10 protein-coding genes are annotated in these 16118 nt (G+C 54.8%); 8 read left to right on the top strand and 2 right to left on the bottom strand.

The features are described 5' to 3' along the window. The first annotated feature begins 9 nt into the window (after positions 1 to 9). The 3 genes from GM557_RS07760 to GM557_RS07750 all read left to right on the top strand — a co-directional run bounded on the left by GM557_RS07760 (position 10) and on the right by GM557_RS07750 (position 4751). Positions 10 to 1548, top strand: a complete 1539-nt coding sequence (locus GM557_RS07760) for a peptide MFS transporter (RefSeq protein WP_155573795.1) — start codon at positions 10 to 12, stop codon at positions 1546 to 1548. A gap of 217 nt (positions 1549 to 1765) precedes the next feature. Further along, positions 1766 to 3364, top strand: coding sequence for a carbohydrate porin (locus GM557_RS07755; protein WP_230873322.1), 1599 nt, complete (start codon positions 1766 to 1768; stop codon positions 3362 to 3364). 76 nt (positions 3365 to 3440) lie between these two features. Next, positions 3441 to 4751: an outer membrane beta-barrel protein gene (locus GM557_RS07750; protein WP_230880647.1), complete on the top strand. Its 1311-nt coding sequence runs from the start codon at positions 3441 to 3443 to the stop codon at positions 4749 to 4751. A 12-nt stretch (positions 4752 to 4763) separates the two neighbouring features. Here GM557_RS07750 and queF read toward each other — a convergent pair whose 3' ends face one another. After that, positions 4764 to 5246, bottom strand: a complete 483-nt coding sequence (gene queF, locus GM557_RS07745; RefSeq protein ID WP_155573794.1) for a preQ(1) synthase — start codon at positions 5244 to 5246, stop codon at positions 4764 to 4766. A 142-nt stretch (positions 5247 to 5388) separates the two neighbouring features. Here queF and typA point away from each other — a divergent pair, with 142 nt between their 5' ends. Further along, positions 5389 to 7209, top strand: a complete 1821-nt coding sequence (gene typA, locus GM557_RS07740) for a translational GTPase TypA (protein ID WP_155573793.1) — start codon at positions 5389 to 5391, stop codon at positions 7207 to 7209. 92 nt (positions 7210 to 7301) lie between these two features. Beyond that, positions 7302 to 7595 (top strand): putative quinol monooxygenase, encoded by a 294-nt coding sequence (locus tag GM557_RS07735; RefSeq protein ID WP_180794229.1) that lies wholly within the window; start codon positions 7302 to 7304, stop codon positions 7593 to 7595. A gap of 16 nt (positions 7596 to 7611) precedes the next feature. Here the strand turns inward: GM557_RS07735 and GM557_RS07730 are convergent, their stop codons facing one another. Further along, positions 7612 to 8640 carry an NAD(P)/FAD-dependent oxidoreductase gene (locus tag GM557_RS07730; RefSeq protein WP_155573792.1) on the bottom strand — a complete coding sequence of 343 codons (1029 nt, stop codon included), beginning with the start codon at positions 8638 to 8640 and terminating at the stop codon, positions 7612 to 7614. A 131-nt stretch (positions 8641 to 8771) separates the two neighbouring features. Between GM557_RS07730 and tsaE the strand changes: the two genes are divergently transcribed. Genes tsaE through addA form a run of 3 tightly spaced genes read left to right on the top strand, consistent with a single transcriptional unit; the run spans position 8772 to position 15975 of the window. Further along, on the top strand, positions 8772 to 9254 hold the full coding sequence (gene tsaE / locus GM557_RS07725; protein WP_370513455.1) for a tRNA (adenosine(37)-N6)-threonylcarbamoyltransferase complex ATPase subunit type 1 TsaE: 483 nt from the start codon (positions 8772 to 8774) through the stop codon (positions 9252 to 9254). After that, complete coding sequence (gene addB / locus GM557_RS07720; protein ID WP_230880646.1) at positions 9254 to 12334, top strand: double-strand break repair protein AddB; 3081 nt, start codon at positions 9254 to 9256, stop codon at positions 12332 to 12334. Before tsaE ends, addB begins: the two co-directional genes overlap by 1 nt. Next, positions 12331 to 15975: a double-strand break repair helicase AddA gene (gene addA, locus GM557_RS07715; protein WP_155573791.1), complete on the top strand. Its 3645-nt coding sequence runs from the start codon at positions 12331 to 12333 to the stop codon at positions 15973 to 15975. The genes addB and addA overlap by 4 nt, the downstream gene beginning before the upstream one ends. Positions 15976 to 16118 lie beyond the last annotated feature (143 nt).

Raw genomic sequence — 16118 nt, 5'->3', positions numbered from 1 at the left:
CATGGCCTTATGTCTGACCTTCCGCGCTTAGATGTGACATTCCTCTCCGCGCGGCGGCGGGCTTTTGTTGTTGTCATGGCTATAGAGCTATGGGAGCGGTTTGGCTATTACGGTATGCAGGCCGTATTGACGATCTTTATGGTCGCGCAACTTCATATGCGTGATCATGACGTCAATCTCATGCAAGGGGGGTTAGGCTTCCTTATGTATAGTCTTCCCGTTTTGGGAGGGCTGCTGGGGGACCAGTGCTTAGGCACACGGCGGACCATGCTTTTAGGGGCTTTTGGCTTAACAATAGGCTATGGTTTGTTGGCCCTCTCCTTAGGGCATCAGATGGTATTTTTGCCTGCCCTTACATTAATTGCCCTCTCCAATGGTTTGTTTAAGCCCAATGCCGGGACGTTGGTCCGGCGGATTTATGCGGGGGATGGCACGGCCTTGGATGCTGCTTTTACGCTTTATTATATGGCCATTAATGTCGGCTCGACCGTTTCAATGTTGCTGACACCGTGGCTTCAGCAGCGTTACGGGGCGGCGGTGGCGTTTCTTGCTTGCGTTGTAGGGTTGTTGATTGGGCTGGGCTATTACGCCTTAGAGGGCGGGTATATGCGCCGCTTCCTCGCCCAACGTAGTGCAGAATCTGTGACCTCTCAGTCTGTGGGGGAGCCGCCCTCCATGCCGTTGGTGGAACGGTTGGTAAGCCCGTTATCCAAAGGGATGGTGAGTGCAGGCGTGTTGCTTGCGCTTATTGTGGTGTGGGGGTTTTGCACATGGGTGTTGCATAGTGCGGCATTAGTGCGCTTATGCATCATCATCGCTGGGTTTGGTTTGGTCCTTTTATGGGTGTGGCTATATCTCCGAGCAGAGCAGACAGAGCGGCCGGGTTTGTTGCTGACTTATATCTTGTCCACTCAGACGATGGCCTACCAGATTTTTTATCAGCAAATGCAAACTTCGCTAACGCTTTTTGCGATGCGGGATGTCTCTGGTGTGTATCAGCTAGGGCCATACCGGCTCTTTACGATGTCTGCGGGGCAGTTTCAGGCCCTCAACCCGATTTCCGTTATGCTTTTTAGCCCGTTTTTGGCGTGGCTCTACCGGCGGAGTGCGATGAAAGGGCGTGACGCGTCCCCAGCGGTAAAGATTATCTGTGGTTATGTTTTAGTGGGGGTGGCGTTTCTTATTTGGTGGGTGGCGACATCACAGAGCACAGGGCCTGTTTCACCATGGGTTATGGTGGCGGGTTATGGCACGATGTCCCTTGGGGAGTTGCTGACGATTGGCCTAGGCCTTGCCATTGTTGCACGTTATGCCCCGGCGCGGGTGAGCGCGCTATTAATGGGCGGGCTGTTCCTCCTCTGGGGGGTGGGGATGTATCTTGGTAGTCTTGTAGCAGATTTAGCAAGTTTACCCGCTGATGGCAGCGGCGGTATGGCCGGTTATGGCGCGTTGTTTAGAACCCTCTTTTTAGGCTGCGTGGGGCTATGTTGCGTATTAGTGATGTTGCTACCTGTTTTGCGCCGGTTAGAGCGCGCTCATTGGCTTTAAGGAGAGGGTGGATGCGCCGATTATGACGGTATCTTACTTTATAAATAGATTTCACCACTGGAATTGAACGATAAAATTTATATAAAGGGGGACGAAGTGTATCCTTCCTTCATGCTGCTGCGTTTTAGGGTTTGCTGGCATAGAGGGGTTGTATGTGGGGGTCTTCTTTTTATGAAGGCCCCGGTTTTATCCGCGTAATGGCTATAAAGGCGTGTGTATGTGTGGAATATGGCAAAAAGCTAATGCAGCAATGGCGGGGGCCATTTGTGTGCTGCTGAGCTGCCATGGGGCTTTAGCGCACACCACTGCCCCGGATGATTCACCTCATAACGGGGCGGATATAGCCACAAACACGGCAGCGGCTGAGGCGGAGGTGCGGGCGGTATTATTGAAGCCTAGCCCTCATGAGCATGTAACGCAGGATGAAGAAAAAGCTTTTGGCTCTATGCCATTACCTATTCCCGGTGATGCATTTTCACGCGGGGCAGTGGAGGAGCCAGCACCAACGGCGCGACAAAAAGGGCTACTACCCAATAGTTGGCACGACTTTATCAATCAGGATGGTTTTTTTGGGGATCCGTGGGGTGCGCGTACATGGTTGTCTGACCATGGTGTGAGCGTTAGCGGGCGGTATTTTTCTGATTCTGCGGGCAATCCGTTTGGTGGGAAGTCCCGCGCAGCACGTTACGCCGATGAGGAAGCTCTATCGATTGATTTTGACCTAAAGAAGTTAGCGGGGTTAGAGTTCAATGCCGGTGTGTTGCATTTCCTGACTCTTGCGCGGCAGGGGGCAGGGTTGGGGAATACCTTGCCTGTGATTAACAGCCCGATGGAGATTTATGGCGCAGGTGAGACTATGCGCTTAGGGCGGTTAAGCTGGGAAATGCACTGGAATCACTACGTCCAGACTGAAATTGGTGAAATTAATACCGAGAATGACTTCGAGCAATCCTCCACCTATTGGGGGGCGAACTTATATTGCCAATTTCAAAATAACGGCATTTGCGGGATGCCCCAATCCATCGCGATGAACTCAGGTTATGGGTTTTACCCTACGGCGCATCCGGGGGCATGGGTAAAGTTTTTCCCTGCGGGGAATGATCATTATCTGGTGCAATTTGGGGTGTATAGCGTGGACCCAACCATCTCTGGCGTGCGTAATGGTTGGAAGATGAATCTACACGGGGCGACAGGGACGTTTCTGCCCTTTCAGTTAGGCTGGCACCAAGGGGGAGAGGATGATTATAGCGGCCCGCTGCAAACCAATGTGAAGGTGGGCGGTTATTGGGATACTTCTGAGGTGAAGAATGTATACGGTCAGATGGGCACTTACGGGATTCCCCCTTCAGCTGCGGAGGGAGCCCCGCTTACTAAGGTGCGTGGTCGTTTTGGTGGGTGGTTTCAATTTGACCGGATGTTACAGCGCGATGAGGCAGACCCGCATCGTGGGACGGCGTTTTTTGGCTCCTTTACTTGGGGGGACCCGCGCACGGCTATTGCGCCCTATTATATGACGGCCGGTATTACGCGGAAGGGGACATTCGCAAGCCGCCCAGATGATACAATCAGCCTGGGGATGAAGGTCCTGTGGGCGAATCCTAAAGTGACGCATTGGATTCAACATCTCCAACGCTCTGGCCGTGGGGCGGGACTGTACGCGCCTCACTCTGAGGAAGCGATTGAGCTGAATTACGGCTATCGGCCTGCTCGTTGGCTGCTTTTGCGCCCCGGCTTGCAATATCTTTGGAACCCCGGGGCCATTAAACGCTATAAAGATGCGATGTTGATCGATCTTGAGACGGCCATTGCCTTTTAACGGCCTATTTTGCGGTTGTTTTGTTTTTGCGGAAAAGGATATACTTACGCAAGCGAAACAATAAGCGAGACGTTTCATGTGGAACTGGCGGTATCTTCTGGTGATGGGGCTATGTGGTACGGCTGGTTATGAGGGGCAGGCTGCTTTTGCTGCTCCCCCAGAGCAGGGAGGGACGCTCTCCTCGGCTCCTATTGTGTCTGCTTCAGCTACGGGGCAGCCTGTTGCAGCGAAAACGGAGACGAAGACTTGGTTCTCCGATATTGATGTCGGCCTTCAGCTAGAGGCGGGGGCTATGGCCAATAGTGGGCACCCTCATAACGGGATGAACTTTGGTCAGCTTTTGCAATCACATAGCGATACAGGGTTGCTGAATCAGGTGGCGTTGACCATCACCAAACCGGTTGATCCTATTGGCGGAGGCTACGGGTTAGGGGCGAATATTCAGATGCTCTATGGCTCGGATGCGCGGGCTTATGTCATCACGGGGATTTCTGATCGTTGGCTGAAGCATGATCGCTATCAAATCACGCCCATTCAAGCCAATATTGCTCTGCATATGCCGTGGTTGACGAAGGAAGGGCTGGATGTCCAGGCGGGTATTCTCGCCTCCCCTATGGGGGTAGAGGTGCTAAACCCGGCAGGGCGTGCGTTTTATACGATGACCTATACCGCGCAATATTCTAACCCGTTTGAGCATGTTGGGTTTTATGGGCAATGGCATCTTAACTCACATTATGCGGTGTTGTTTGGTGTAGATGCGGGGAATCAAAAATCCTTTGGCCGTGGGAATAATAATGGGCGTCCTGCTGGCTATGTGGGGTTTAATGCCAGCCAGCTTGCCGGGGGAGCGGTATCGGTAACCTATCTGCTGCGTGTCGGGCCGGAGGATGCGCGCCGCCAGTTGGGGACTCATCGTGCGCATGAAGCGCAACGTTACTGGAATGACCTGAATGCGACATGGCAGATTACTCCTAAATGGAGCCTCACAGCCGAGGCCACACAGGTCCATGATGAAGGGTTGGAGGCCAATACATGGAGCGGCGTCCTCTGGGGGGCTTATGCGGCGACTTCTAGCCTAACCTTTAACGCGCGCGCGGAAGTCTATCGGGATTCGACAGGGCAATTCATCGTGCAATATCCAGAGGATGGCTCTTATGGGCGCGCCCTATTGGGTTTACCGGCGCGGACTTATAGCGCACCAGCGACCACTTATGGGGATTTTTCCCTCAATGCGGTATGGCGGCCGCAGCTTGGCCATCATGTAAAATTGCTGCAAATTCGGCCAGAAATCCGCTTTGACCGCTCTTTAAACAACACGCGGCCCTTTGCGGATTTCCGGCATCAGAATCGTATTTTGATTGGCGGTGATGTTACACTCGGTTTTTAAGGGGAGAGCGGCTTAGCCACGCCCCCGATAACCGGGCACATCTTGAGGGGGAATCCAAACCTCTGTAGGGGCAGGGCCTGTTTGCCAGAAAACATCAATCGGCATACCCCCGCGCGGGTACCAATAAGCCCCGATGCGGAGCCATTCTGGGTCTAGCAATTCTACAAGGCGTGTGGCGATTGTAACGGAGCAATCCTCATGAAAGGCTCCATGATTGCGGAAGCTGGTAAGATAGAGCTTGAGGGATTTGCTCTCTACAATCCAATCGCGTGGGATATAGTCGATGACGATATGGGCAAAATCTGGCTGGCCTGTCACCGGGCAGAGGGAGGTGAACTCTGGTGCGGTAAAACGGACAACATAACGCCGCCCCTTATGAGGGGCGGGGACGCGCTCTAGCTCCGCTTTATCAGGCGACTCCGGTTGGATAGTTTGGCGGCCGAGCTGGCTTAGGGCATCTGTGCCGGGGGCCGTTGGGCGTGGGGGATGGCTCATAAGGGCCTCCTTTATCTGGGGTTATGGCATAAAATCTATGTTTATGCTCGTCTCATACACGGTTCGGATTTGCAAAAAAATCAGTTTCGGTGCAGTAAGGGCATCATTCTGTTTTACTCTGTTATTTCCTGAAAGATCGTCTATGGACATCCGTAACATCGCCATTATTGCCCATGTCGATCATGGGAAGACAACGCTGGTGGATCAGCTTCTCCAGCAATCGGGCACATTCCGCGAGAATCAAGCCGTCACCGAGCGGGCGATGGATAGCAACGACCTAGAGCGTGAGCGTGGTATTACTATCCTCGCCAAATGTACGTCCGTTGTATGGAAGAATACCCGCATTAACATCATCGACACACCCGGCCACGCCGACTTTGGCGGCGAGGTGGAGCGCATCCTGAGCATGGTTGATGGTGCTGTGATTTTGGTGGACGCTGCCGAGGGGGCCTTGCCGCAAACAAAGTTTGTGTTGGGTAAGGCTTTGGCCCGTGGTTTGCGCCCGATGGTTGTTGTTAATAAGGTGGACCGTGGCGATGCCCGCCCTGATGAGGTGCATGATGAGGTGTTTGACCTCTTTGCAGCATTGGGCGCGAATGATGAGCAGCTCGACTTCCCGATGCTCTATGCGTCTGGCCGCCAAGGCTGGGCAGACCGGGAGCTAGAGGGCGCGCGTGAGAATCTTCATGCCTTGTTTGACCTTATCTTAGAGCATGTACCCAGCCCCGGGCTGGATAAAGATAAGCCCTTCGCGATGGTCTCCACAATTTTGGAGAGCGATAACTTCCTTGGCCGTATCCTGACAGGCCGTATTGAGCAGGGGCGGGCGAAGGTGAACATGCCCATCCGTGCGCTGCGGGCTGATGGAAGTGTGGTCGAGACAGGCCGCATCACCAAGCTTCTCTCCTTCCGTGGGTTGGAGCGTGTGCCTGTTGAGGAAGCTGAGGCGGGCGATATTGTTGCGATTGCTGGCCTCTCTGAAGCTACGATTCCTGATACATTGGCCGAGCCTTCTGTTGAGGAGCCGCTGCCCTCCACACCGATTGACCCGCCGACTCTCTCTATGACCTTCCGTATTAATGATGGTCCGCTCGGGGGGCGTGAGGGCAAGAAGGTGACCTCTCGCCAGATTCGTGACCGCCTCTTTAAGGAGACGGAAGGTAATGTGGCTATTAAGGTGACAGAAAGCCCAGAGAGTGAGGCTTTTGAGGTCGCAGGCCGTGGTGAGCTTCAGCTTGGCGTATTGATTGAGAATATGCGCCGTGAAGGCTTTGAGCTGACCATTGGTCGGCCTCGCGTGTTGTTCCGTGAGAATCCGGAGACAGGCGAGCAGGAGGAGCCGTTTGAGGAGGTCGTCATCGATGTGGACGAGCCTTATTCCGGCGTTGTGGTGGAGAAGATGTCTCTGCGTAAGGGTGTGATGCAGGATATGCGTCAATCCGGTGGGGATAAAGTTCGTCTTACCTTCATGATCCCATCGCGTGGGTTGATTGGCTATCATGGTGAGTTCCTCACCGATACACGTGGCTCTGGGTTGATGAACCGTCTTTTCCATTCCTATCAGCCTCACGCTGGTGCGATTGAAGGCCGCCGTAATGGCTCCCTCATCTCTGCTGAAGATGGTGCAACGACTCCATATGCGTTGTTCTCGCTTCAGGACCGTGGGACACTTTTTGTGGATGCGGGTGAGAAGATTTACGTTGGCATGATTCTGGGTGAACATTCCCGTGAGAATGACCTAGAGGTGAATGCCGTGCGTGAGAAGAAGCTTACGAACATGCGGGCCTCTGGCAAGGATGACGCCGTTGTGCTGGTTCCTCCGCGTAAGATGAGCCTTGAGCAGGCCATTGCTTACATTGAGGATGATGAGCTGGTGGAGGTCACACCTTCTGCGATTCGTCTGCGTAAGCGGTATCTGGACCCGCACGAGCGTAAGCGTGCGGCACGCGGTGCGAAGGGCTAAGCTTTCGCCCATTTGTGAGAGCGTGTAACAAAGGGGAGGCCGGGGCATTATTGTCTCGGCCTTTTCTTCATATGATAGGAGATGAATGCGTCATGGCGAAAAACCTTTATGCCACGATGAAGGCTCTACCCGGCCATCGGGAAAAGGTGGCTAGTCTGCTTACCGCTTTGGCCGAGAATGTTCGTGCCGAGCCGGGCTGTGTGCGCTTTGTGGTCTATACGTTAGAGGCTGAGCCGGACCTCTTTCATGTTGAGGAAAGCTACCGCGATGAGGCCGCCTTTAAGGCCCATATGGGGACCGAGCATGGCCGTGTGTTCAACAAGGCTATCGAGACCCTCGTGGAAGGTGGGGCCTCTAAGGTTGTTTTTCTAAAAGAGATTGCCTGAGGGCAGCGGGGAGGGGTCAGACCTTACCCGGCTGGCCCCGGCTAGTGGAATGTTCAAAACGTAAGGCTTTATCGGGCCGAGCGACATGGTGTGCGGCATGGGCTGCTACGGCCCCTTCGGAAAAGCCTTGGAGAATGAGCTTCATTTTGCCGGGATAATGCGCCACATCACCAATGGCGAAGATGCCCTCTAAGTTGGTTTGCATGGTGGCAGGCTCTACCGCAATCGTGCTGCGCTGCGTCTCCAACCCCCATGAGGCCACAGGGCCAAGGTCGGTTGAAAGACCATAAAAAGGCAGTAGCACATCAGCTTCTAAGGCGCGGACGGTCTCATCTAGTGCAATGACCTCAACATGGCTGAGCTGCCCATCAGTCCCGCGTAGGCCATGAAGTTGATAGGGGACGATTTTCTCAATCGCACCAGCTTCAATTTTGGCTTCGATTTGGGCCAGTGTCTCCGGGGCCCCACGGAAGCGGTCCCGCCGGTGGACGAGATAGAGCGTCTCGGCAATGTCGGAGAGGGATAATGCCCAATCCAAGGCGGAATCACCACCACCTGCTACGACAATGCGTTTACCCTCAAAAGCGGCACGTTTTTTTACATAATATTGCACGCTACCGCTGCGTTCATAAACATCTAGCCCCTCTAGGGGAGGGCGGTTCGGGCCGAAGGCCCCAGCCCCAGCGGCGATGATGATGGCTTTCGCGTGGATGACATCGCCGCGCTCATTACGCAGGGTAAAGGCCCCAGCCTCCCCCTCTAGCTGGCTGATGCGGCTGCCAAGGAGGCGCGGGACGTTAAAGGGGGCGATTTGCTCCTCCAACGCAGCGATTAAATCCCCCCCCGTGATGGAAGGATGAGCGGGGATGTCGTAAATCGGCTTTTCAGGGTACAGGGCCGCGCATTGCCCCCCTACACAATCAAGAACATCAGTTAAGATGCAGTCGAGGCGCAACATGCGGCATTCAAAAGCGGCAAAAAGAGCTGCGGGGCCTGCGCCAATAATGGCGATGTCGGTTGTGTGGGTGGCAGATGAATGTGTCATAATCGTCTCCATAAGCATTTTTTGCCGCGGGGAGTAGGGGGTGATGCCTTTTGCGCGTCATTTACAGGGTATCATTGTGCTATGTTATAAGCCCATAAAGTTAAAGAATAGGGCATAAAGAGCGGTAGAGGGTGGTTTTGCTGATGGATGTGCGTCTTTCCTCCCCAGAGCAAACGGCGGTTTTTGCCCGGCATGTGGCGGGTTTGTTGCAACGGGGGGATTGTCTGGCCCTGCATGGGGAGATGGGGGCAGGCAAAAGCAGCTTTGCCCGTGCCCTGATTCGCGCCCTTGCTGATGATGAAGCGTTGGAGGTTCCCAGCCCGACTTTTGCGTTAGTACAGCCCTATAACACAACATTGGGGTTGGTGTTTCATTATGATTTATGGCGGCTCTCCAGCCCCGATGAGCTTTATGAGTTGTCGTGGGATGATGCTTGTGAAGGTATTATGCTGGTGGAATGGCCAGACCGCGCGGCGGAATTGCTGCCAGAGGGGGCATTTCATCTCACCTTTACACCGGGCGCAACAGAGCAAGAGCGGCATATAGCTTTTCATGGTTGGCCAGAAGAACGCTTAGATACGCTTGCGATGATGTATGAGGGAAACCAAAGCTGATGGCCTCTCATACCCCTATGAATAGCGCGACAATCCCCGCCTCTTGTGCGTTTTTGGATGAAGTGGTTCATCAATGGCTAGCCCGTAATGGGGAGGAAGCAGGGGATGAGATGCGGCGTGGGGGGCATAGCGGAACCATCCTTGTACCCGGTCGCCGTGTGGCACGCGCCCTTATGGAAGCGTTTTTGCGTGTGCTAGATGGCCGCCCTGCTCTTTTACCGGCTATTGTTTCTTTGAGCGATGTGGAGCAGCAAACGCTTTTCCCCATGGCGTTGGATGAGGCCCTCCCCCCCGCTGTAGGGCCTGTTTTTCGCTTAGCCATTCTTGCGCGTTTGATTTTAGCGGCTCCTTTTTTCACTACGGTCTCTGGTCGTGAGGGTGGGACGATTGATCGTGTATGGCCATTAGCTCAAGCTTTAGCAGATCTAATGGATGATGCTGAGCGCAGCGGGGTGGATTTATATGAGGCTCTCCCGAATGCCGTTGCGGATGATTTTGCTGGGCATTGGCAAAAGACGTTAGAGTTCCTCAAAATTGTAACGGAAGCATGGCCTGCCATCCTCAAAGAGGAGGAGCGGAGCAATATCATGGCTCGCCAGGTCGCGTTGCTTGAGGCGCAAGCGCGGTGTTGGGCAACGATGCCGCCAGATTATCCGCTTTGGGCTGTAGGGTTTGTGGATGGCTCGGCAGGCGTAGCGGCGATGTTAGGCACGGTGGCTGCCTTACCGCGTGGGATGGTGGTCTTCCAAGGGGTGGATTGCCAGATGGAGGATGCTTTGTGGGAGCATCTCCCTCCCACACATCCGCAAGCTTTGTTCCGAGATGTGTTGGAGCAAATGGGGATAGAGCGGAGCAGTATCGCTCAATGGGGGCGTGTGCAGCGGCCTGCGCGGGAGCGGCTCTTCCAATGTGTGATGGTGCCAGAAGCGGGAATTGCCTCTTGGGGCCAGCCTTTGGCCGATATAGCAGCGTGTTATGAAGGTTTGTCCATTCTACCTGCTGCGGAATCCCAAGAGGAGGCACAGGCGATTGCGCTTATCTTGCGGGATGTGGCGGGTAAGCCGGGTCGTTCTGGCGCATTAGTCACGCCAGATCGTGCTTTGGCAGACCGTGTGAGGGCGGCTCTGCTCCGTTTGGGGATTCATGCTGATGATAGTGCGGGCGAGCCTTTATCCCGCACGCCTAGTGCTGTGTTTATGCGCCTTATTGCTCAGGCGGTGACACGGCAATTCAGCCCGGTGGCGTTGCTCTCTGTCCTCAAACATCCATTGACGGCTCTAGGGATGAGCCCCGGACGTGCCCGGGCGAGTGCCCGCCTTTTAGAGCGGCGGCTTTTGCGTGGCCCTGCTCCGCAGCCGGGTTTGGAGGGCTTGCGTCAGGCTTTGGAGAGGATGGAGGAGTCCCAAAGGGTGGATTATGGGCATCAAGCTGATGCGCCAGACCAGCCTGAAACATTAGAGAGCTTCTTGGCAGCCTTAGAGGCCGCTTTTGCCCCGATGCGGGCATTAGAGGCTACAGCACGCGTGCCGGAGATGCTGACAGCTTTGCTCCAAACAGCGGAAGCCCTCGCCGTTACGGAGGAGGAAGGAGACGGCCCCGACCAAGCGCGCCCCGGCTCTCGCTTGTGGCGTGGGGAGGATGGCGGTACGCTCTCCCGGCATTTTGTGGAATTGATGAGCCATACAGGGGACATTCCTCCTCAACCCCTCAGCGCGTTAGATGGGTTCTTGACCACGAGCATGGCTGGTAAGAGTTTGACGGGCTTGCGGGGCTATCAAGATGGTGTGGAGCTCGCTCATCCGCGTATTGCTATCTATGGGGTGTTGGAAGCCAGGCTTTTAGCGTTTGATACCGTAATTCTGGGTGGGTTGAATGAGGGTGTTTGGCCTCCCGTTGCTGATTCCGGCCCGTGGATGAGCCGCCCGATGCGCCAGCGTGTGGGGCTGCCCTCACCAGAGCGGAAGATCGGAGCCCAAGCGCATGATTTTGTTATGGCCGCTCTTGCCTCGGCGCATGTTGTTCTCTCTTACGCTCAGCGGCGCGATGGTGCGCCCACGGTCCCTGCGCGGTGGGTGATGCGTCTTTCTGCTTTTTTGGAGGGGCAAGGCCACGCTTTACAAGAGCATCCCGCCCTAGCATGGCAAGCGATGTTGGATATGCCTGTGGGGGAGGCACGCCCCGTTGCCCCGCCAGAGCCAAAGCCGCCCTTGGCTTTGCGCCCACGCCGTTTGAGCATTACGCGGATTGATACGTTAAAGCTGGACCCGTATGCAATTTATGCACGGTATGTCCTTGGCTTAAAAGCCCTTGCCCCGCTGGAGGAAGGAGCAGAGCATGTTGATTATGGGAAGGTTGTTCATGGTGCGTTAGAGCGCATGATGGCACGTTATCCCACAACGTGGCCCGATCAGGCTTCAGAGCATTTGCATCGTTATTTTGATGACGCGTTGGATGAGGCACAAGTCCATCCTGCTCTTGCAAGTTGGTGGCGGCCCCGCCTGCATCGCATTGCCGATTGGGTGTTAGAGCGAGAAAGTTGGCGGAATGCCGGGCGGGTGAATTGCACCTCGCAAACGGAAATTGCGTTGGATTACGTCATGCGGGATTTACCGGGCGGGGCGTTTTACATCACAGGGCGAGCCGACCGGATTGACGTGCTGGCAGAGCCGGGACAAGAGCCGCAAGGGCGTCTTTTTGACTATAAAACAGGTCAGCTTCCTTCCCAAAAGGATGTTGTTGCGGGGTGGTCATCTCAATTAGTGCTGGAAGCTGCGCTTTTAGCCAAAGGGGCCTTTGAGGGCTTACCCGCCATGGAGGTTGAGGCGTTGCGTTATTGGCGGTTAAGCGGGGGAGAGACACCGGGTGAGGAGGTGCGCATACCCTCTGCCAAAGCAAAGGCGACGTTGGGGGAGCTTATAGGTCCTGCTTTGGAGCAATTACGCCAGCTATTGGCAGATTATGATGAGCCTAACCGGCCTTATCGCTCCCAGCCATGGGCGGGGCGGGAGGCACGTTATAGCGATTATACGCAGCTAGCTCGTGTAGCGGAATGGCGTCTTGCGGGAGGGGATGAAGCATGAGCGCGCATCAAGAGGCTCTTAAACAGGCCAATGAGGCTCAGAGATTAGCATCAGACCCTATGGCCTCGGCCTTTGTGTCGGCTTCTGCAGGGTCGGGTAAGACGAAGTTGCTGATTGACCGGCTGTTGCGGCTTATGTTGCCCATCGCCTATCCCGGTGAGGATGGGCAGCTTATATTGATCGAAGGCTCGGCCCCTTCGCGTATTTTATGCTTAACTTACACTAAGGCTGCTGCGGCTGAGATGGCGCATCGTTTGCAGCAGCATCTTGGGCGGTGGGTCTCCCTTTCTGATGAGGCATTAGGGGAAGCCCTTACGGCGTTAGATGTCCCTAATCTAGCAGAAACGCGGGATTGTGCGCGTGGGCTTTTTCTAAAAGTTCTGGACGCGCCGGGCGGATTGCAGATTGAGACCATCCATGCTTTTTGCCAATCTTTATTACGGCGTTTCCCGCTTGAGGCGGCATTAGACCCTCATTTTTCGCTCATCGAGGAGGCTGATACAAAGCTTGCTCTCCGCCATGCGTTGGAGGAGAGCCTCGCACGCCACCAAGACCCGGTGCAGGTGCTGGCAGGGCTGACAGGCTTTGATAAATTGATGGGGCTTTTAGGGCAGTGCAATGCGCAATCTGGCCTTCTCCAACCGCTTTTGAAAATATGGCAGCATGAGCCAGAGCGCGTTAAGCAGGCTTATCAAAGGCTTTTAGCGTGTGGAAGCCACGGTACGGATGACGTGCTTAAAGAGGCTTGTAGCCTTAAAGATGAGGCAGCATGGCGGGCGGATATTCAAAAAGCCTTACCGGCATTGGCAGAGACAAAACGTGCCCAATTTGAGGAGATTTTAAGCTGGTTGGGTAAGCCCGCAGCTCAGAGGGATAGAACAGTTCTTAAAAAGCTGCTTTTTACTGATAAGGGTGAGAAACGCGATTTAAGCCGCCATCTAGGGGCAAAGGCCCGCGAGGCAGCACCGGATTTAGCAGAACGCCTCATAGATGAAGCCGAACGTCAAGAAGGGCTAGAGGATTCTATACGCGCTCAGCGTTTATTGGAGGTAAATACCGCTTTTCTCGCCCTCGCTATGCCTGTGATGATGCGCTTTGAGGATGATAAGAAGAATCGCGGCGTTGTGGATTATAATGACCTCATCGCTCGGACGCGGGATGTCTTGCAGGAGCCGGGGGCGGCGTGGGTCCTCTATAAATTAGATGGGGGGATTGACCATCTTTTGTTAGATGAGGTGCAAGATAACTCCGCCCTGCAATGGGAGATTGCCGGGGCTTTGACGGCCGATTTCTTCTCCGGCATCGGGGGGCGGGAGGATACGCCACGGCCTAGGACAGTCTTTGCGGTGGGGGATTTTAAGCAGTCGATTTATAGCTTCCAAGGGGCGGAGCCAGAGCAATTTCATAAATGGCGGCAGATTTTTGCACATCGTGTGCAAGAGGCCGGGCTTTTATGGCGGGAGCCAGAGTTGAATGTCTCATTCCGCTCTCTGCCGCCGGTTTTGGCAATGGTTGATGCCGTCTTTACGGGGGAACAAGAAGGGGCGCGGCAGGCGATTGATGGTTTGCGGGAGGCAGGGGATAGAGCCCCGCTTATTCATCAATCGGCACGTTCTGGCGGTGGGGGGCGTGTGGAGTTATGGCCGCTTGTCCCTGCTGATGCTCAAATAGCGTCACAGTTGGACATAATAGAACCAGCAGAGAATAACCCATGGCGGGCCCCTCATAAAAATGAGGAGCAGCGCAGTGCCCCCCAACGTCTTGCTGATGCGTTAGCGCATTATATCCAACAGCAGATAGGCCAACCCTTACAGCCCGGCGCAGCCCCGCTAAAAGCCGGGGATGTGATGATTCTCGTGCCGAAACGCTCGCCTTTCTTGCGGATGCTCATCCGGGCTTTAAAGACGCGCGGCCTCCCTGTGGCAAGCTTCATTCGGGCTGGGCTGGTGGAGCAAGCAGCCGTGCAGGACCTTATGACGCTTTGTGATGCGTTGCTTTTGCCGCAGGATGATTTAAGCCTCGCGAGCGTGCTGACCTCTCCTTTTGGGGGGCTAAGTGATGAATCGCTCATGGATTTGGCGACATGGGATGGCAAAAAACAGGCTCTCAAGCAGGTTCCGCTTTGGAGTGTGTTAAATCAACGCCATGAGGAACGGCCAGACTGGCATGCAGCTTGGATGTGCTTGCAGGGCCTTTATAAGCGCGTAGATTATGACACGCCCTATGAGATTCTCGTGCAGGCCCTTGGCATACAAGGCGGGCGCACACGCTTCCTCTCTCGCCTTGGGCCTGAAGCTGCAGAGCCGATTGATGAGCTTCTTACAGCAGCTTTAACCTATGAGACGCAACATCCCCCATCCTTGCAAGGGTTTTTGCAATGGTTGCGTGCCAGTACGGTGGAGAGCCAGCGTGAAGCTGAGACGGTGATTGATGCTGTACGGTTAATGACGGCTCATCGCTCTAAAGGGTTGCAAGCGCGGCTTGTTATTCTACCGCATACAACGCACGGCCCCGGCAAAGCTGATCCTTTATTATGGGCTGGGCTAGAGGGAGATGATGTAGAGGGGCCGTTATGGGTCCCGCAGACGAAAATGCATTCAGAGCAAACAACATTTTACAGCGCGCAAGAGCAGGAACGCCAGAGGGAGGAGAGTAACCGCTTGCTCTATGTGGCTCTAACACGGGCGAGTGATGCGTTGCTCATTTGTGGGTGGGAGCCGAAGCAAGCCCCTAAAATCCCCACATGGTATGACTATTGCTATCAGGGCTTGCGTGCACTTCAAAGTCAGACAATCGAGCGTTTGGCTTCCTATCAGCCGGTTGCTTCACCCTTTGAGGGAGGATGGGAGGGTGAGAAGATCGTGCTGGAAAGACCTGTCGAGGCTGCGGTCTCGTCTAAAGTAGCAGAGCCTCATCCAGTGGCTCCCCCTATTTTGCCGGAGTGGATGGGCCATGCCCCTGATTGGCAGATACAGCCCGCCCCGCATGAGGATGCGTTGGCCCGCCCGCTCGCACCGAGTCGGCCTGATAGTGCGGCTTATGGTCCATTACCAGCAGCGCGTTCACCTTTGGAGATTATGCGTGAGGGGTTGGTGATTCCACAGCCTGTTAAACGGCGGCAAGATGCGATGGAGCGGGGTGTGCTGGTCCATCGCCTGTTGCAATTCCTCCCCGATATTGCGGCGTTAGAGCGGCAGGAGAAAGCAGAATCATGGTTGCGGCATACGATGCCGGGTGTGGATGAGGTGGAGATTATACAGCTTGCAAAGCAAGTGGTCTCTATTGTGGAGATGCCTTTATTAGCCCCGCTTTTTGGGCCGGGAAGCCGAGCCGAGCAAGGCATATCAGGGACGTTGGGCCGTGCGGGAGATGGCACAGGCCGCGTTGTGTTGGGTCAGGTCGATCGCTTTTGTTTTGATGGACAAACGGTGTGGCTGTGCGACTATAAAACGGGTCATGTTCCTTCCCAACCGGGGCGTATTCCGGCGGCGTATCGGGCGCAGATGGCGAGTTACCGGCGTGTTATGCAAGGGCTTTATCCGGGGCATGAGGCACGGTGCTTCCTTGTATGGGTCGATGGCCCGTTGGCAACAGAGTTACCTCCCGCCTTATTGGAGGAAGCGTTGCAGTCCGTAAGGTAGAGAGTTGGCTAAGGGCAATGATTTATAGGATTTACATATAATTCAGACCAACAATACCGATTTCCCAAGGAGCAGCATCAACGGCATGGATAAGCGTACTAGGTGAGTTCACATTTCTGGGTAAAAGAGCGTTCAAGTGGCTC

This window comes from Bombella sp. ESL0385, assembly GCF_009725755.1.
GTDB lineage: Bacteria > Pseudomonadota > Alphaproteobacteria > Acetobacterales > Acetobacteraceae > Bombella > Bombella pollinis.
This window is presented reverse-complemented; position numbering and strand designations above follow the sequence as displayed.